This is a genomic window from Bacillus tequilensis KCTC 13622, from assembly GCF_000507145.1.
Taxonomy (GTDB): domain Bacteria; phylum Bacillota; class Bacilli; order Bacillales; family Bacillaceae; genus Bacillus; species Bacillus tequilensis.
Genome location: NZ_AYTO01000034.1, coordinates 247,756 through 266,178 on the forward strand (window position 1 = coordinate 247,756; position 18,423 = coordinate 266,178).

The window sequence follows — 18,423 nt, forward strand, 5'->3', positions numbered from 1 at the left end:
GTGAATGAACCAAAAGTCCATTTTAAAGATCGCGGCTGCAGCTTGCGATGATAAACGGGCAGAAGATATTTTAGCACTGGATATGGAAGGTATTTCTCTGGTTGCTGATTATTTTCTGATCTGCCACGGGAATTCAGATAAACAAGTGCAGGCGATTGCACGGGAAATCAAGGATCAGGCTGAAGAAAACGGCATTGAAGTGAAAAAGATGGAAGGCTTCGATGAAGCGAGATGGGTGCTCGTTGACCTTGGTGATGTGATTGCGCATGTCTTCCACAAGGACGAAAGAAGCTACTACAACCTTGAAAAGCTGTGGGGAGACGCTCCGCTCGCAGATCTTGAGCTTGGAATGAACCAATGATTTACCAAGGCTTTGCAAGCGTGTATGACGAGTTAATGTCACACGCGCCTTACGATCAATGGACAAAGTGGATTGAAGAATCTCTCCCGGAAAAAGGCCGTATCCTCGATCTGGCATGCGGCACGGGTGAAATCTCAATCCGCCTTGCCGAAAAAGGCTTCGAGGTTACGGGCATCGATCTCAGTGAGGAAATGCTTTCTTATGCACAGCAAAAGGTCTCAAGTAACCAGCCGATTCTTTTTCTTCAGCAGGATATGCGGGAACTTAGCGGCTTTGACGGCCAGTTTGACGCTGTTGCGATATGCTGTGACTCATTAAATTATGTAAAAACGAAAAATGATGTGATCGAAACCTTTAAAAGTGTATTTCGGGTGTTGAAGCCTGAAGGCATTTTGCTGTTTGATGTTCATTCATCTTATAAAATGGCCGAAGTCTTTCCGGATAGCACATTTGCTGACCAGGACGAAGATATCAGCTATATTTGGCAGAGCTTTGCCGGAAGTGAAGAGCTTTCTGTCATTCATGATATGTCCTTTTTTGTGTGGAACGGAGAAGCGTATGACCGCTTTGATGAAACCCACGAGCAAAGAACGTTCCCTGTGGATGAATACGAAGAAATGCTGAAGAGCTGCGGCTTTCAGCTGCACCATGTGACAGCTGATTTTACGGATTCAGAGCCATCAGGTCAATCAGAACGCCTATTTTTCAAGGCGCAGAAGTCAAAAACCATCGTTTCCTAAAACGATGGTTTTTTAAAATGTTTTTTTATGCTTTTGCAGGACAGATAAAAGTATGGCATACTCATCTACACATGAAACTGCTTCTTCACTGCGGAAATATCCTCTTCATATTTCATATGCGTATTTTGAAAAACCCGGTGAAACATATCCTGTACACCGCTTTCCAATGCTTTAATGCCTTCTCCTGTCACACCGCCTTTAACGCAAACCTTTTCCTGTAACGCGGGCAGGGTATACAATTCGGTTTCTAGCAGTTTCCCCATTCCGACAAGCATCTCCTTACACATCACGATAGCATCCTGTTTAGACACTGATGTTTCTGAAACAGCTGCATCTATGAACCGCTGAATCAAATAGCTCATAAACGCGGGACCGCAGCTTACGATATCTGATGCGACCCTCGTGATGTCACTTTCAATTTGCAGAGGGTGAGAGATATGCCCCATCAGCTCATTGATTTTTGCTTTTGCAGCTTCTCCGCAGCTTGCACCGAATGTGACGAGAGAAACGCCTGCCAGCGCCCTGTTCGTAATACTTGGGATCACTCGCGCCACTTGACACGGCACATACTCTTCGAGCTGTTCGGTTTGAACCGGGCTTGTAATAGAAATGAGAATATGATCCTTTCGTAAATGAGGCAACGCTCTTGCCAGTAAAGGATATATATCGAGCGGCTTAACACAAATGAAAATCATCTCGTTTTCAGAAACAAGCTTTTCCAGACTTTCTGTTACGTTTATGCTGTTATAGCGGTTTTTTATCTGTAACGCTTTTTCAATTGTGCGGTTTGTGATTGTCATATTTGAGGGATCGGCTGCTTGTGATTCGATAAATGCTTCTATAAGGATCGTACCCATATTTCCTGTGCCGATAAAGCCTATCTTCAATGGTTTCCCCTCCTTTGAGCTATTATCCTCTAAACCATATGTGAGATAGAAATAAAATATGACGAAAGCGGGGAATATGCGCGATGAATTGGTTGAATCAGCATAAGACAGTAATTATTTTAACTGCTTCTGCGGCTGTTGTCATAACGATTATTTTCTTCTATGCCATCGGAAAAAACAAAGAGTTGGTGGAACACGCTGTATCAACTGAAACAGCAAATCCAGACGTAAAGCAGGAGGCGGCCAAAGACGAGTCAAAGGAAACAATTGTGATTGACATCAAAGGTGCTGTTCAGCGTCCCGGTGTTTATGAAATGCGAACAGGGGACAGAGTATCTCAGGCAATTGAGAAAGCAGGAGGGACAAGTGAACAAGCAGACGAACTGCAAGTGAATTTGGCAGAGCTGCTGCAGGACGGGACAGTTGTGTATATTCCGAAAAAGGGAGAGGAGAAAGCGGCGCAGCAAGGAGCCGGGGTTGCTGTCAAAAGCGGTGGAGGGGAGGGAGCGCTGGTCAATATCAATACAGCAACTATAGAGGAATTACAAGATATCTCAGGGGTCGGGCCATCCAAAGCTGAAGCTATTGTTGCCTATCGGGAAGAAAACGGGCGTTTCCAGACAATAGAAGATATTATGAAGGTTTCAGGAATAGGCGAAAAGTCGTTTGAGAAAATAAAGTCTTCCATTACAGTAAAGTGATTTGACGGTCATGCATCATGATAGGTAAACTAAAGGTCAGGCAACACAACATTTGGAGGGAACACACGTGGAACGAATTTCATGGAATCAATATTTTATGGCTCAAAGCCATTTACTGGCGCTGCGCAGCACCTGTCCTAGACTATCTGTCGGCGCTACTATAGTCAGAGATAAACGCATGATTGCAGGAGGCTATAACGGGTCAATCGCGGGCGGCGTACATTGTGCAGACGAAGGATGCTTACTAATAGATGATCATTGCGCAAGAACGATTCACGCTGAAATGAATGCGATTCTTCAATGCTCTAAGTTCGGGGTGCCGACTGATGGAGCGGAGATTTATGTGACGCATTATCCTTGCATTCAATGCTGCAAATCTATTATTCAAGCGGGTATCAAAACAGTTTATTATGCTGAGGACTATAAAACAAATCCGTATGCACAGGAATTATTTGAACAGGCGGGTGTTACCGTTGAACAGGTTGAACTCGATGAAATGATCGTTGATCTGAAAAACAGGGAAAAGCTTTCATTTGTAGCAGGCCTTTTAGAAAAACTGGCGGATGCCGGTCTGGCAGAGGAAGATTTGAAGAAAATACATGAACAAGCGAATACACTATTCACGAGCTACGTGTGAGAATGCGTAATTCGCGTTTGTTATTGCCTCTGGCGGCAGCTTCAGCAACGGCTGGAATTTCTGCCGCCGTTTATTTCTCCGCTGTTATTCTTTTCTTCCTCTTTCTCCTCATCATTTTCATCAAAACGAGACACGCTTTTCTCATTTTTGTTTGTTTCTTCTCTTTTCTATTGTTTTTTGCACTGTATACGCTCACAGATTCTCGGAATGCCTCTTCATATCAGCAGGGCACCTATCATTTCAAGGCAGTGATTGATAGTATTCCTAAAATCGATGGCGACCGTATGTCTATGGTTGTTAAGACGCCTGATGGCGAAAAATGGGCTGCTTCGTATCGCATTCAGTCTGCTGATGAAAAAGATCAGCTGTCATACATAGAACCAGGAATGACATGTGAATTAACTGGTGCATTGGAAGTGCCTAAACACGCAACTGTGCCTGGCATATTTGATTATCACGACTATCTGTACAGGCAGCATATTCACTGGAACTATTCTGTCACATCTGTCCATAACTGCAGCGGACCTGTAAATTTCAAATATAGGCTGCTCAGTTTGAGAAAATACATCGTATCATTCACAAATGAATCGCTGCCCCCCGACTCGGCAGGGATCGTACAGGCTCTTACAGTGGGCGACAGATTTTATGTTGAGGACGATGTGCTTAATGCTTATCAAAAGCTTGGTGTCGTCCATCTCTTGGCGATTTCGGGACTTCATGTCGGCATTTTGACAGCCGGGATGTTTTATATCATGATCCGTCTAGGCATCACAAGAGAAAAGGCGTCAATCTTGCTGCTGTTATTTCTGCCGCTTTATGTGATGCTGACAGGCGCAGCTCCTTCAGTGCTTCGCGCCGCTCTGATGTCGGGTGTTTATTTAGCGGGAAGTCTCGTTAAATGGCGGGTGCATTCAGCTGGTGCAATCTGTCTTTCATACCTTGTTCTATTGCTCTTCAATCCTTACCATCTCTTTGAAGCCGGTTTCCAGCTGTCATTCGCCGTCAGTTTCTCTTTAATTCTTTCTTCTTCTCTTTTTCTCCAGCTCAAAACCTCCCTGGGTCAGCTGTCAATGGTATCTCTGATCGCTCAATTGGGCTCACTTCCTATTCTTCTATATCATTTCCAGCAGTTTTCTATAATCAGCATACCGATGAACTTGTTGATGGTTCCATTTTATACATGTGTTATTTTGCCGGGGGCTGTATCTGGTGTTTTTCTATTACTCCTATCCGCTTCGGCTGGCCGATTGTTCTTCAGCTGGTTTGATTTTTTGATGAGCTTGACCAACAGACTGATTACAAAAATTGCGGAGATTGATGTATTTACAGTTATTCTTGCACGTCCCGAACCCGCTCTGCTCTTTTTATTCACAGTCACAATGATCCTATTGCTTATGGCGATTGAAAAACGCTCCTTCACGCACCTGATGGTAACTGGCGGTATGTGCTTCGCGGCGCTTTGTCTTCTCTTTGTTTATCCGCGGCTTAGTTCCGAAGGGGAAGTCGATATGATTGATATTGGGCAGGGGGACAGCATGTATGTAGGTGCTCCGCATCAGCAAGGGCACGTCTTAATTGATACTGGCGGCACTTTGTCTTACTCGTCAGAGCCTTGGCGCGAAAAACAACATCCGTTTTCACTGGGGGAAAAGGTGCTGATTCCGTTTTTAACTGCTAAGGGAATCAAACAGCTTGATGCTTTGATTTTGACGCATGCTGACCAAGACCACATTGGAGAGGCAGAGACTCTGCTGAGGCATCATAAAGTGAAGCGCCTCGTGATTCCGAAAGGGTTCGTTTCTGAACCAAAAGACGAGAAAGTGCTGCGGGCAGCCAGAGAAGAGGGCGTGCCAATTGAAGAGGTGATAAGAGGCGATGTATTGCAAATAAAGAATTTGCAGTTTCAAGTGCTTTCACCGGACACACCTGATCCGGAAAACAAAAATAATTCTTCTCTCGTTTTGTGGATGAAAACGGGCGATATGAGCTGGATATTGACGGGTGATCTTGAGAAGGAAGGAGAGCAGGAGGTAATGAACGTGTTTCCGAATATAACAGCAGACGTGTTAAAGGTGGGTCACCATGGAAGCAAAGGCTCTACCGGTGAAGAGTTCATCAAACAGCTCCGGCCAAAAACGGCCGTTATCTCAGCGGGAGAAAACAATCGGTACCATCACCCCCATCAAGAAGTTCTGCAAATATTACAGAGACATTCCATCCGCGTGCTGCGCACGGATCAAAGCGGAACGCTCCAATATAGATATAAAAACAGAGTTGGAACCTTTTCTGTCTATCCCCCATATGATACATCAGATATAACAGAGACGAACTAAAAAAAGACTGCCGAGAAATCAGCAGCCCGGGCAGTCGCTGTTAGGAACCAACTAGGTGAATAACTGTTGCCATGACAAACAAGAAGGCGAAAAATCCGAAGGACACAACAAAACCAACAGCTGAATCTACAGCATCATTTCGTTTGCTTTGAACGTTTTTTTCAAAATCATTCAACCTTATCCCTCCTGACTGATTTAAGTATAATCGAATCGTTTTGAAAAATCTAGAAGCTAAGGTAACGTTTTCTGTTCTGGTGATTATCGCCTTTTTACAAGCTGTCCCGGGGGCTTGCGAATTGGCGTTTAATATAAATGGGGAAGCAGCAGTCAGGCTTCCTCTTTACTATTTTGCAAACTCAATTTAGGATAGAAGGGGATGTTGAAAGAGAGGAAGTCGTACAATAATGGTATTTGATGTGTGGAAAAGCCTAAAAAAAGGAGATGTCCATCCGGTTTATTGTTTATACGGAAAAGAGACGTATCTGCTCCAAGAAACCGTCAGCAGGATTAGGCAGACGGTCATTGATCAGGAGACAAAGGATTTCAACCTATCCGTTTTTGATCTTGAAGAGGACCCGCTGGATCAAGCGATTGAAGATGCGGAAACGTTTCCGTTTATGGGGGAGCGCCGTCTTGTCATCGTGAAAAATCCATATTTTTTAACAGGTGAAAAGAAAAAAGAAAAAGTTGAGCACAACGTCAGTGCGCTTGAGTCATACATACAATCGCCTGCGCCTTACACAGTCTTTGTCCTGCTTGCCCCGTATGAAAAGCTGGATGAGCGGAAAAAGCTGACGAAAGCGTTAAAGAAGCACGCGTTTATGATGGAGGCGAAGGAGTTAAACGCAAAGGAGACGACAGATTTTACAGTCAATCTGGCAAAATCCGAGCAGAAAACAATCGGGACTGAAGCGGCGGAACATTTGGTTCTGCTTGTGAACGGCCATCTGTCATCAATTTTTCAGGAAATTCAAAAGCTCTGTACGTTTATTGGAGACCGTGAAGAAATTACGCTGGATGATGTAAAAATGCTTGTTGCGAGAAGTCTTGAACAAAATATTTTTGAGCTGATCAATAAAATCGTCAACCGGAAACGGACGGAGAGTCTGCAAATTTTTTATGATTTGCTCAAACAAAATGAAGAACCGATCAAAATTATGGCGCTTATTTCGAACCAGTTCCGGCTGATTCTGCAGACAAAGTACTTCGCAGAACAAGGATACGGGCAAAAGCAAATTGCTTCTAATTTAAAAGTACACCCATTTCGGGTAAAGCTGGCGATGGATCAAGCAAGGCTTTTTTCAGAGGCTGAGCTCCGGTCAATTATTGAACAGCTTGCCGTTATGGATTATGAGATGAAGACCGGAAAAAAGGACAAGCAGCTCCTGCTCGAACTGTTTCTTTTGCAGCTGTTAAAAAGAAATGAAAAAAACGATCCCCATTATTGAGGATCGTTTTTATATTATGCAGAAAGTCCGTTCACTTTTTTCGCTAGTCTTGATTTGTATCGAGCTGCGGTATTTTTGTGTACAAGACCTGTTTTCACTGCTTTATCAATACGTTTAGCTGCTTCAGTAAGAGCAGTTTTCGCTTTGTCAGCTTCGTTGTTAGCAACAGAAGCTTCAACTTGTTTGATTGCAGTACGCATAGCAGATTTGATTGTCGCGTTATGAACGCGGCGTTCGTTGTTTGTTTTTGTACGTTTAATCGCTGATTTGATGTTTGGCATGTGTTTCACCTCCTAAGATACAACCTGTAGCACAGTGTCTTAAGGTTAAATCTTCTTCACAATAGAACAAATTGTATTCTATCAAACACATCTTTAGATTGCAATATAAATGTAAAGTATTTTTCATTGAAGGATTACTTTTTAGCATGATTTATTCAGCAAATGGCAACAATATAGGTACTTAATGTGAAGGAGGCCCCTGTATGAAAAAGAGTGAGCTGGATGTGAATCAGTATTTGATACGTACCGATTTGGCAGTGGAAACAAAGGAAGCAATGGCCAATCAGCAGGCTGTGCCGACAAAAGATATTAAAGGATTTATTGAAAAAGAGCGTGATCGCGGCGGCATTAAAATCCGCACCGTTGATATTACAAAGGAAGGCGCGGAACTCTCGGGAAAAAAAGAAGGACGCTATTTAACTCTTGAGGCGCAAGGGATCAGAGAAAATGATTCGGAAATGCAGGAAAAGGTATCTGCTGTGTTTGCGGAGGAATTCTCGGCTTTTCTTGAAAGCCTTAAGATCTCAAAAGATGCGAGCTGTCTGATCGTCGGACTTGGCAACTGGAACGTGACACCTGATGCGCTGGGACCGATGGCTGTAGAAAATCTGTTGGTCACAAGGCACTTATTTAAGCTGCAGCCGGAAAACGTGCAGGAGGGGTACAGGCCTGTCAGTGCGTTTGCACCTGGTGTGATGGGGATTACAGGAATCGAAACAAGCGACATTATTAAAGGCGTGATTGAGCAATCGAAGCCTGATTTTGTCATTGCCATTGATGCATTGGCGGCGCGGGCGGTGGAAAGGGTCAACACAACCATTCAAATATCTGATACAGGCATTCACCCGGGATCAGGAGTGGGAAACAAACGAAAAGATTTAAGCAAAGACACACTCGGCGTCCCTGTAATCGCAATCGGAGTTCCGACAGTTGTTGATGCTGTGACAATTGCCAGCGATACGGTAGACTACATATTAAAACATTTTGGCAGAGAAATGAAAGATAACAGGCCGTCAAGATCACTTGTTCCGGCTGGTATGACGTTTGGGAAAAAGAAAGTGCTCACTGAAGAAGATCTTCCAGATCAAAAGGAGCGCCAATCGTTCCTCGGTATTGTCGGAACCCTTCAAGAAGATGAGAAACGGCAGCTCATTCACGAGGTGCTTTCACCTTTGGGTCATAACTTAATGGTGACGCCAAAGGAAGTGGACTCTTTTATCGATGATATGGCAAATGTGCTGGCGAATGGATTAAACACAGCGCTCCATGAAAAAGTGTCACAAGAAAACAAAGGCTCCTACAATCACTAAACAGTTCTACTTCCTCTAGCTTGTTCATAGAGTAATTACTAGACAAGCGCTGGAGGGATTCAATGAGAAACAAACGCAGAAACAGACAAATTGTTGTTACGATAAATGGCGGGAAAGCTGTAAAAGCCATCTTTCTGTTTGTCGCAAGCCTTATCGTGATTTTTGTTCTATCCGGTGTGCTGACGTCTCTCCGGCCGGAACTCAGGCCGTCGTCCGACTCTTTTTACGGGATTGCTGAAGAATTGCCGGGTGACGTGTTTGCACACTTGCTGCGGATGGAAAACCATTATTTCGCTTCTGATCTTTCTCAAACTGACAGCTCATTTCATCTTTCGCGCCTTTCGCTGAAGCTCGCGACAAGCATTAACCTCGAAGATCCGCGGAGCTTTCTCGGCCGGGAGCTGCCGGGATTTGCGCAGTTTGATACCGAGATTCTGTTAGCTGGACGTGGCACGGACTATACGAATATGCCTGCAGAATCTCCACCGCCGTCTAAAGTGATGGAAGAAGAAAGGGAAGCGAATGTGGCAGAGATTAAAAAGCAGCAAACACAATCAGACTATGCGAAAAAAGATCCGCCGAAACAAACAACCGGTGATAAAAAGGTTGTTTTTGTCTATCACACACACAATACGGAATCATATCTCCCTTTATTAAAAGGCGAGACTGACCCTGATATGGCGCGCCACTCTAAAGCCAACGTCACGCTCGTAGGAGATATGTTCGGAAAAGCGCTTGAATCCCAAGGCATCGGAGCCACAGTGAACAAATCCGATATACAGGGAAAATTGAACAAAAAAGGCTTAAACTATGCGAGATCCTACGATGAATCAAGGCCGGTCGTCAAAGATGCGCTCGCCTCAAACAAAAATCTGCAATATATCATTGATATCCACAGAGATTCACGGCGAAAGAAAGATACGACAACAACGATTAAGGGGAAAAGCTATGCCCGGGTAGCCTTTGTCGTCGGCAAAAAAAGCCAAAATTTCGAGGAAAACTATAAAATTGCGAGCGAGCTTCATAAGCTGATGGAGAAAAAATACCCCGGTCTCAGCACAGGTGTCTTTTCAAAAGGCTCATCAGGCGATAATGGTGTTTACAATCAGGATTTAACCGACAGAGCGCTTTTGCTCGAATTTGGCGGAGTAGATAATAATCTCGAAGAACTTCAGCGTGCGGCTGACGCGGCTGCAGACGTGTTCAGCGAAATGTACTGGGATGCTGAAAAGGTCAACGCGGACAACGGCGAGACGAAAAAACAATAAGAAATAGGTGGTTGATTTGATTGCTTACTTTGGCAAATGCCTGCTGATTGTCACGATTATGTTTTTCGGCGTCCTGCTCGGCATGCAGCAGGCAAATAACGGGATGCTCAGTATGAAAGGCTATCATGACCCTTCACTTAAGGGAGCGTTTACGCTTACAGACGGAAAAAATAATGAAAAAGAAGCCTCGATTTTAGGAGAAACAGTCACGGCAAAAAATGTAGAAGAAAAACAAAAAGAGCTGGAACAGGTGGAAACGTTCAATGTGTTCTCTAAAGCCGGAAAAGCGCTTTCTGACTCTGTAACCAGCACAGCCCAGTCGATGTATGAATGGATACGGGATTTGAATCAATAGGTGCGTAAAAGAGAAAAGCAGCCCAAGATTGACGGGGAACTTTTCTCTTTCTTGTTTTACATTGAATCTTTACAATCCTATTGATATAATCTAAGCTAGTGTATTTTGCGTTTAATAGTAGGAGTGATAGATTGTGACAGATAAAGAAAAGCGTTTAGAGAGGCAGTCGAGAATACGAAATTTCTCTATCATTGCCCATATTGACCACGGAAAATCGACCTTAGCGGATCGTATTTTAGAAAAAACGTCGGCAATCACTCAACGAGAAATGAAAGAACAATTGCTCGATTCTATGGATCTTGAACGTGAGCGGGGCATAACCATTAAATTAAACTCTGTTCAGCTTACATATAAAGCAAAAGACGGAGAGGAATATATTTTTCACCTGATCGACACGCCGGGACATGTCGACTTCACGTATGAAGTATCCCGAAGCCTTGCTGCCTGCGAAGGAGCGATTCTTGTCGTGGACGCGGCACAGGGAATTGAAGCGCAGACGCTTGCCAACGTTTACTTAGCGCTTGACAATGACCTTGAAATTCTGCCGGTCATTAACAAAATCGATCTCCCGAGTGCCGAACCGGAACGCGTGCGCCAGGAGGTAGAAGACGTTATCGGCCTTGACGCATCAGAAGCCGTGCTTGCTTCAGCAAAAGCCGGTATTGGGATCGAGGAGATTTTAGAACAAATCGTAGAAAAGGTGCCCGCTCCGACCGGAGATCCGGAGGCGCCGCTCAAAGCGCTGATTTTCGACTCGCTTTATGATGCCTATCGCGGTGTCGTGGCGTATATCAGAGTCGTTGAAGGAACGGTAAAGCCGGGGCAAAAAATCAAAATGATGGCAACCGGCAAAGAATTCGAAGTAACAGAGGTCGGGGTATTCACGCCGAAAGCGACTCCGACAAATGAACTGACGGTCGGTGATGTAGGCTTCCTGACTGCCTCAATCAAAAATGTCGGTGACACCCGAGTCGGCGATACGATCACGGGCGCTGCCAATCCTGCAGACGAAGCGCTGCCGGGATACCGCAAGCTCAACCCGATGGTGTACTGCGGCTTGTATCCAATTGATACAGCAAAATATAATGATTTAAGGGAAGCCCTTGAGAAACTTGAGCTGAATGATTCTGCTCTTCAATATGAAGCGGAAACGTCACAGGCGCTTGGGTTCGGCTTTCGCTGCGGATTTTTAGGTATGCTCCACATGGAGATTATTCAGGAGCGGATTGAGCGTGAGTTCAACATCGACCTGATTACGACAGCGCCAAGCGTTATTTATGACGTGTATATGACAGACGGCGAAAAGGCCGTTGTCGACAACCCGTCCAACATGCCTGACCCTCAAAAGATCGAACGGATTGAGGAGCCGTACGTAAAAGCGACGATGATGGTGCCGAATGATTACGTCGGCGCTGTAATGGAGCTTTGCCAGGGCAAACGCGGCAACTTCATTGATATGCAATATTTAGACGCAAACCGTGTCAGCATTGTCTATGATATGCCGTTGGCGGAGATCGTGTATGAGTTTTTTGACCAGCTTAAATCAAGCACAAAAGGCTACGCGTCCTTTGACTATGAACTGATCGGCTACAAACCGTCTCAGCTTGTCAAAATGGACATTATGCTGAACGGAGAAAAAATCGATGCTCTATCCTTTATCGTGCACCGGGATTACGCGTATGAACGAGGAAAAGTGATCGTTGAGAAGCTGAAAGAGCTTATTCCGCGTCAGCACTTTGAAGTACCGATTCAAGCGGCGATCGGTCAGAAAATCGTGGCCCGCTCTACCATAAAAGCAATGCGTAAAAACGTATTGGCTAAATGTTACGGAGGGGACATCTCGCGTAAACGGAAACTTCTTGAAAAACAAAAAGAAGGAAAGCGCCGAATGAAGCAGGTCGGCTCAGTTGAAGTGCCGCAAGAAGCATTTATGGCAGTCCTGAAAATGGACGACAGTCCGAAAAAATAATAGAAGCCGCCGCAGTCTTGTACTGCGGCTTCTTTCTGTAAAGAAGGTGCATTCGTTGAAATCAGCTTATATCCATATCCCATTCTGTGAGCATATTTGCCACTACTGCGATTTCAATAAATATTTTATTCAAAGCCAGCCTGTTGACGAGTATTTAAATGCGCTCGAACAGGAAATGATAAATACCGTATCGAAAACAGGGCAGCCTGACCTCAAAACGATCTTTATCGGAGGAGGCACGCCAACCTCTCTGTCTGAGGAACAGCTCAAAAAGCTGATGGACATGATCATCCGAGTGCTGAAGCCTTCAAGCGCTTTATCGGAATTTGCGGTTGAAGCGAATCCGGACGACTTATCCGCTGGGAAATTAAACATTTTAAAAGAAGCAGGCGTCAATCGCCTTAGCTTCGGTGTCCAAACGTTCGAAGACGATCTGTTAGAAAAAATCGGCCGAGTGCACAAACAAAAGGATGTATTTGCCTCATTTGAAAGAGCGCGGGAAATCGGGTTTGACAATATCAGTCTTGATTTAATGTTCGGTCTTCCGGGACAAACCCTCAAGCATTTGGATCATTCCTTAAACACTGCTTTATCGCTGGATGCCGAGCATTATTCCATATACTCCCTCATTGTCGAACCGAAAACAGTATTTTATAATCTGATGCAAAAAGGCAGGCTCCATCTGCCGCCGCAAGAGCAGGAAGCCGAAATGTATGAAATGGTGATGAGCCGCATGGAAGCTCACAACATTCATCAATATGAAATCAGCAACTTTGCCAAGGCAGGTATGGAATCAAAGCACAATTTGACGTATTGGAGCAACGAGGAATATTTCGGCTTCGGAGCAGGGGCTCACGGATATATCAGCGGCACACGGACAGTAAACGTCGGACCTGTCAAACATTACATTGATCTGATAGCTGAAAAAGGCTTTCCGTACAGAGATACACATGAAGTGACAACAGAAGAACAAATCGAAGAAGAAATGTTTTTAGGTTTGAGAAAAACAGCCGGTGTCAGCAAAAAACGATTTGCACTAAAATACGGCCGTTCACTGAATGAACTTTTTCCAAGCATATTAAAAGACCTCGCTGAAAAAGGGCTGATTCACAACTCCGAGTCTGCCGTTTGTTTGACTCATCAGGGGAAATTATTAGGTAATGAAGTTTTTGGCGCTTTTTTGGGTGAGTTATAATTGACATTTTTCTTGTGGTTTGATACTTTTGTTATAGAATTAGCACTCACTTATCGAGAGTGCTAACAGAGGTGATGATGATGTTAACAAATCGTCAGCTGCTGATCCTTCAGGTTATAATCAACGATTTTATTAAATCGGCGCAGCCTGTAGGATCAAGAACTCTTTCGAAAAAAGATGAAATCACATTTAGCTCTGCAACAATAAGAAACGAGATGGCTGACTTGGAGGAACTGGGCTTCATTGAAAAAACCCATTCATCCTCAGGGCGCGTTCCGTCAGAAAAAGGGTACCGGTACTATGTTGACCATTTGCTGTCACCCGTCAAACTGACAAAAAGCGATCTGGACCAAATCCACTCGATCTTCAAAGAGAAAATTTTCGAGCTGGAGAAGACAGTTCAAAAATCAGCGCAAATATTGTCCGATCTGACGAATTATACATCCATCGTCCTTGGACCGAAGCTGAGTGAGAATTACCTTAAACAGATTCAAATCATACCGATTCAGCCCGATATGGCGGTAGCGATTCTCGTTACCAATACGGGGCATGTGGAAAACAAAACGATTAATTTCCCAGCCAAAATGGATCTGTCTGATATTGAAAAACTGGTTAATATATTGAACGACCGTTTAACCGGTGTTCCAATGGATGAACTGAATGAGCGCATATTTAAAGAAGTCGTCTTGTACCTAAGACAGCACATTAAAAACTATGACAATATTCTTGACGCGCTGCGTTCAACCTTTCATTCCACAAGTCACGTCGAAAAGTTGTTTTTCGGCGGGAAAATCAACATGCTGAACCAGCCGGAGTTTCATGATATCACCAGAGTTCGGTCGCTGCTCTCATTAATCGAAAAAGAACAGGATGTACTAAAGCTCGTTCAATCCCCGCACGCGGGAATCTCGATTAAAATCGGAAAAGAAAACGACTATGAAGAGATGGAAAACTGCAGTCTGATTACGGCTTCATATACTGTTGATCAGAAACAGATCGGCTCAATTGCAATCATCGGCCCGACCCGCATGAATTATTCCAGGGTTGTCAGCCTGCTTCAGCATGTGACTTCAGACTTGTCAAAAGCATTAACAAATTTGTATGATGAGTAAGGGAATTTTGGCAAATTTTATCGAAGGGCCCGCGCCCTTCTCTCTACACTTTGAGGGAGGTGAACACAATGTCAGAAGAAAAACAAACCGTTGAACAAAATGAAACAGAAGAGCAAGAAGTCATTGAAGAACAAGCTGTTGCTGAAGATCAGCAGGAAGAAACAAATGAAAGCGAACTTCTTCAAAACCAAATTAACGAATTGCAAGGTTTGCTTGAGGAAAAAGAAAACAAACTTTTGCGTGTTCAAGCAGACTTTGAAAACTATAAACGACGCAGCCGCTTAGAGATGGAAGCGTCCCAAAAATACCGTTCTCAAAATATCGTGGCTGATTTGCTGCCGGCTTTGGACAGCTTTGAAAGAGCGCTTCAAGTTGAAGCCGACAATGAACAGACGAAAAGTTTGCTCCAGGGAATGGAAATGGTCCACCGTCAGCTCGTAGAAGCCTTGAAAAAAGAAGGCGTGGAAGCCATCGAAGCTGTAGGGCAGGAATTTGATCCTAATCTTCACCAAGCCGTTATGCAGGCTGAAGATGAAAACTACGGCTCCAACATTGTTGTTGAAGAAATGCAAAAAGGCTACAAGCTGAAGGATCGCGTCATTCGCCCTTCCATGGTCAAAGTGAATCAATAATTACATAGCAGGAGGTTATTCAAGTGAGTAAAGTTATCGGAATCGACTTAGGAACAACAAACTCATGTGTGGCAGTGCTTGAAGGCGGAGAGCCTAAAGTTATTGCCAATGCTGAAGGAAACCGCACAACACCATCAGTTGTTGCATTTAAAAACGGCGAACGCCAAGTAGGGGAAGTGGCTAAACGCCAATCTATCACAAACCCAAACACAATCATGTCAGTTAAACGCCATATGGGTACTGATTATAAAGTTGAAATTGAAGGAAAAGATTACACTCCTCAAGAAGTGTCTGCTATCATCCTTCAACACCTTAAATCATACGCTGAAAGCTATCTTGGCGAAACAGTATCAAAAGCAGTTATCACAGTTCCTGCATATTTTAACGATGCTGAGCGTCAAGCGACAAAAGACGCTGGTAAAATTGCAGGTCTTGAAGTAGAACGTATCATCAACGAACCGACTGCAGCAGCGCTTGCTTACGGGCTTGATAAAACAGATGAAGATCAAACGATCCTCGTATACGACCTTGGCGGCGGTACATTCGACGTTTCAATCCTAGAGCTTGGCGACGGTGTATTCGAAGTTCGTTCAACTGCCGGTGATAACCGTTTGGGCGGGGACGACTTTGACCAAGTGATCATCGATCACCTTGTGTCTGAATTCAAAAAAGAAAACGGCATTGATCTGTCAAAAGACAAAATGGCGCTGCAGCGTTTGAAAGACGCAGCTGAAAAAGCGAAAAAAGATCTTTCCGGCGTATCTTCTACGCAAATATCTTTACCGTTCATCACAGCTGGAGAAGCAGGACCGCTTCACCTTGAACTTACATTAACTCGTGCTAAATTCGAAGAGCTTTCTTCTCATTTAGTAGAGCGCACAATGGGTCCAGTCCGTCAAGCGCTTCAAGATGCAGGACTTTCTGCAAGCGAAATCGACAAAGTCATCCTTGTCGGCGGATCAACTCGTATCCCTGCTGTACAAGAAGCAATCAAAAAAGAAACTGGAAAAGAAGCGCATAAAGGCGTAAACCCAGATGAAGTTGTAGCGCTTGGTGCTGCGATTCAGGGCGGCGTTATCACTGGTGACGTAAAAGACGTAGTTCTCCTTGACGTTACACCGCTTTCTCTTGGTATCGAAACGATGGGCGGCGTGTTCACAAAACTGATCGACCGCAACACGACGATCCCAACAAGCAAATCACAAGTGTTCTCAACTGCTGCTGATAACCAAACAGCTGTTGATATCCATGTTCTTCAAGGTGAGCGCCCAATGTCTGCCGACAACAAAACACTTGGCCGCTTCCAGCTTACTGATATCCCGCCAGCACCGCGCGGCGTGCCTCAAATCGAAGTTTCTTTCGATATTGACAAAAACGGTATCGTAAACGTAAGAGCAAAAGATTTAGGCACAGGAAAAGAACAAAACATTACAATTAAATCTTCTTCAGGTCTTTCAGATGATGAGATCGAACGCATGGTAAAAGAAGCGGAAGAAAATGCTGACGCTGATGCGAAGAAAAAAGAAGAAATCGAAGTCCGCAACGAAGCAGATCAGCTTGTTTTCCAAACTGAGAAAACATTAAAAGATCTTGAAGGCAAAGTGGACGAAGAACAAGTGAAAAAAGCCAACGATGCCAAAGACGCTTTAAAAGCAGCGATTGAGAAAAACGAATTTGAAGAAATCAAAGCGAAAAAAGATGAGCTTCAAACAATCGTTCAAGAACTTTCTATGAAGCTTTATGAAGAAGCTGCTAAAGCACAGCAAGCACAAGGCGGAGCGGACGCTGAAGGCAAAGCTGATGACAACGTTGTCGACGCTGAATACGAAGAAGTTAACGACGACCAAAACAAAAAATAAGTTCTTCTCAGAGTCAGTCCCGCTTCCGGGGCTGACCGAAAAGAACACATTTCATAATCTGATTCAATGATTAGAAAGTCAAAGTCAGGCATCTCTTGGCTTTGACTTTTTTTCTTGCCCGGGATAAAAGGAATTGAAAAATCATAATTCAAAATGATACAATCTAATTTATGTGAGAAATTCGGGAGAGTGAAGCGAGATGAGTAAGCGTGATTACTATGAAGTGCTGGGAGTAAGTAAGAGCGCTTCAAAGGATGAAATTAAAAAAGCTTATCGGAAGCTGTCAAAAAAGTATCATCCTGATATTAACAAAGAAGCGGGATCAGATGAAAAATTTAAAGAGGTAAAAGAAGCGTACGAAACGCTGTCAGACGACCAAAAACGTGCGCATTACGACCAATTTGGGCACACTGATCCTAATCAGGGATTCGGCGGCGGAGGTTTTGGCGGCGGCGATTTCGGCGGTTTTGGTTTCGATGATATTTTCTCAAGTATTTTCGGCGGAGGCACAAGACGAAGAGATCCAAACGCCCCGCGCCAAGGCGCCGATTTGCAGTATACGATGACTTTGTCGTTTGAGGATGCCGCTTTCGGTAAGGAAACAACCATCGAAATTCCGCGCGAGGAAACGTGCGATACATGTAAAGGCTCAGGTGCGAAACCTGGCACAACCCCTGAAACGTGCTCCCACTGCGGAGGTTCCGGCCAGCTAAACGTGGAGCAAAATACGCCGTTTGGAAAAGTTGTGAACAGACGGGTCTGCCACCACTGTGAAGGTACAGGCAAAATCATTAAAGACAAGTGTGCGGATTGCGGCGGCAAAGGAAAAATCAAAAAACGCAAAAAAATCAACGTGACCATTCCAGCCGGTGTAGATGACGGGCAGCAGCTTCGTCTCGCGGGTCAGGGTGAACCAGGAGTAAACGGCGGCCCTGCCGGGGATTTATTTGTCGTGTTCCATGTGCGTGCCCATGAGTTCTTCGAGCGTGACGGCGATGATATTTACTGTGAAATGCCGTTAACGTTTGTTCAGGCAGCTCTTGGAGATGAAGTGGAAGTTCCGACGCTGCATGGAAAAGTGAAATTGAAAATTCCAGCAGGCACACAAACAGGAACAAAATTTAGATTAAGAGGCAAAGGTGTTCAAAATGTCAGAGGCTATGGACAGGGTGACCAGCATATTGTGGTCCGTGTCGTCACGCCGACAAACCTGACAGATAAACAAAAAGACATTATACGCGAATTCGCTGAGGTCAGCGGAAACCTGCCTGACGAACAGGAAATGAGTTTCTTTGACAAGGTAAAACGCGCGTTTAAAGGCGATTAATTATTGGA

At 44.4% G+C, this 18,423-nt stretch carries 19 protein-coding genes; 16 read left to right on the forward strand and 3 right to left on the reverse strand.

The genetic code is table 11. The annotated features are described in order from the left end of the window. Positions 1-4 precede the first annotated feature (4 nt). Both rsfS and V756_RS0112755 read left to right on the forward strand, forming a co-directional pair. Positions 5-361, forward strand: a complete 357-nt coding sequence (gene rsfS, locus V756_RS0112750; protein WP_010335011.1) for a ribosome silencing factor — start codon at positions 5-7, stop codon at positions 359-361. After that, positions 358-1,101, forward strand: coding sequence for a class I SAM-dependent DNA methyltransferase (locus tag V756_RS0112755; protein ID WP_024714987.1), 744 nt, complete (start codon positions 358-360; stop codon positions 1,099-1,101). Before rsfS ends, V756_RS0112755 begins: the two co-directional genes overlap by 4 nt. Before the next feature lie 65 nt (positions 1,102-1,166). Here V756_RS0112755 and comER read toward each other — a convergent pair whose 3' ends face one another. Then, entirely contained in the window at positions 1,167-1,988 is an 822-nt protein-coding gene (gene comER, locus V756_RS0112760) for a late competence protein ComER (protein ID WP_024714988.1), read from the reverse strand. Positions 1,989-2,071: 83 nt separating this feature from the next. Here comER and V756_RS0112765 point away from each other — a divergent pair, with 83 nt between their 5' ends. The 3 genes from V756_RS0112765 to V756_RS0112775 all read left to right on the forward strand — a co-directional run bounded on the left by V756_RS0112765 (position 2,072) and on the right by V756_RS0112775 (position 5,659). Next, positions 2,072-2,689 carry a helix-hairpin-helix domain-containing protein gene (locus tag V756_RS0112765; protein ID WP_024714989.1) on the forward strand — a complete coding sequence of 206 codons (618 nt, stop codon included), beginning with the start codon at positions 2,072-2,074 and terminating at the stop codon, positions 2,687-2,689. Between the two features lie 67 nt (positions 2,690-2,756). Next, a complete protein-coding gene (locus V756_RS0112770; protein WP_024714990.1) occupies positions 2,757-3,326 on the forward strand; it encodes a ComE operon protein 2 in 570 nt (189 codons plus the stop codon). Between the two features lie 2 nt (positions 3,327-3,328). After that, the gene (locus V756_RS0112775) at positions 3,329-5,659 is read left to right on the forward strand and encodes a DNA internalization-related competence protein ComEC/Rec2 (RefSeq protein ID WP_024714991.1); all 2,331 of its coding nucleotides are present in this window, start codon (positions 3,329-3,331) and stop codon (positions 5,657-5,659) included. A gap of 40 nt (positions 5,660-5,699) precedes the next feature. Here V756_RS0112775 and V756_RS0112780 read toward each other — a convergent pair whose 3' ends face one another. Further along, positions 5,700-5,834 (reverse strand): YqzM family protein, encoded by a 135-nt coding sequence (locus V756_RS0112780; protein ID WP_003229983.1) that lies wholly within the window; start codon positions 5,832-5,834, stop codon positions 5,700-5,702. Between the two features lie 40 nt (positions 5,835-5,874). Here V756_RS0112780 and V756_RS1000000123925 point away from each other — a divergent pair, with 40 nt between their 5' ends. Together V756_RS1000000123925 and holA are read left to right on the forward strand one after the other, a co-directional pair. Further along, positions 5,875-6,024, forward strand: a complete 150-nt coding sequence (locus tag V756_RS1000000123925; RefSeq protein WP_129508201.1) for a hypothetical protein — start codon at positions 5,875-5,877, stop codon at positions 6,022-6,024. Between the two features lie 39 nt (positions 6,025-6,063). Next, a complete protein-coding gene (gene holA / locus V756_RS0112785) occupies positions 6,064-7,107 on the forward strand; it encodes a DNA polymerase III subunit delta (RefSeq protein ID WP_024714992.1) in 1,044 nt (347 codons plus the stop codon). A gap of 14 nt (positions 7,108-7,121) precedes the next feature. Here the strand turns inward: holA and rpsT are convergent, their stop codons facing one another. Beyond that, positions 7,122-7,388 carry a 30S ribosomal protein S20 gene (gene rpsT / locus V756_RS0112790; RefSeq protein ID WP_003229989.1) on the reverse strand — a complete coding sequence of 89 codons (267 nt, stop codon included), beginning with the start codon at positions 7,386-7,388 and terminating at the stop codon, positions 7,122-7,124. A 203-nt stretch (positions 7,389-7,591) separates the two neighbouring features. Here rpsT and gpr point away from each other — a divergent pair, with 203 nt between their 5' ends. The 9 genes from gpr to dnaJ all read left to right on the forward strand — a co-directional run bounded on the left by gpr (position 7,592) and on the right by dnaJ (position 18,415). Continuing rightward, on the forward strand, positions 7,592-8,698 hold the full coding sequence (gene gpr / locus V756_RS0112795) for a GPR endopeptidase (RefSeq protein WP_024714993.1): 1,107 nt from the start codon (positions 7,592-7,594) through the stop codon (positions 8,696-8,698). Positions 8,699-8,760: 62 nt separating this feature from the next. Then, positions 8,761-9,966: a spore autolysin SpoIIP gene (spoIIP, locus tag V756_RS0112800; protein WP_024714994.1), complete on the forward strand. Its 1,206-nt coding sequence runs from the start codon at positions 8,761-8,763 to the stop codon at positions 9,964-9,966. Positions 9,967-9,982: 16 nt separating this feature from the next. Next, positions 9,983-10,321 carry a YqxA family protein gene (locus V756_RS0112805; RefSeq protein ID WP_024714995.1) on the forward strand — a complete coding sequence of 113 codons (339 nt, stop codon included), beginning with the start codon at positions 9,983-9,985 and terminating at the stop codon, positions 10,319-10,321. A gap of 133 nt (positions 10,322-10,454) precedes the next feature. After that, the gene (gene lepA, locus V756_RS0112810; RefSeq protein ID WP_024714996.1) at positions 10,455-12,290 is read left to right on the forward strand and encodes a translation elongation factor 4; all 1,836 of its coding nucleotides are present in this window, start codon (positions 10,455-10,457) and stop codon (positions 12,288-12,290) included. Positions 12,291-12,345: 55 nt separating this feature from the next. Beyond that, entirely contained in the window at positions 12,346-13,485 is a 1,140-nt protein-coding gene (gene hemW, locus V756_RS0112815; RefSeq protein ID WP_024714997.1) for a radical SAM family heme chaperone HemW, read from the forward strand. 80 nt (positions 13,486-13,565) lie between these two features. Further along, a complete protein-coding gene (hrcA, locus tag V756_RS0112820; RefSeq protein WP_024714998.1) occupies positions 13,566-14,597 on the forward strand; it encodes a heat-inducible transcriptional repressor HrcA in 1,032 nt (343 codons plus the stop codon). Positions 14,598-14,665: 68 nt separating this feature from the next. Next, positions 14,666-15,229 carry a nucleotide exchange factor GrpE gene (gene grpE / locus V756_RS0112825; protein WP_024714999.1) on the forward strand — a complete coding sequence of 188 codons (564 nt, stop codon included), beginning with the start codon at positions 14,666-14,668 and terminating at the stop codon, positions 15,227-15,229. A 23-nt stretch (positions 15,230-15,252) separates the two neighbouring features. Then, a complete protein-coding gene (dnaK, locus tag V756_RS0112830; RefSeq protein WP_024715000.1) occupies positions 15,253-17,088 on the forward strand; it encodes a molecular chaperone DnaK in 1,836 nt (611 codons plus the stop codon). A gap of 199 nt (positions 17,089-17,287) precedes the next feature. Continuing rightward, entirely contained in the window at positions 17,288-18,415 is a 1,128-nt protein-coding gene (gene dnaJ, locus V756_RS0112835) for a molecular chaperone DnaJ (protein ID WP_024715001.1), read from the forward strand. Positions 18,416-18,423: the final 8 nt, after the last annotated feature.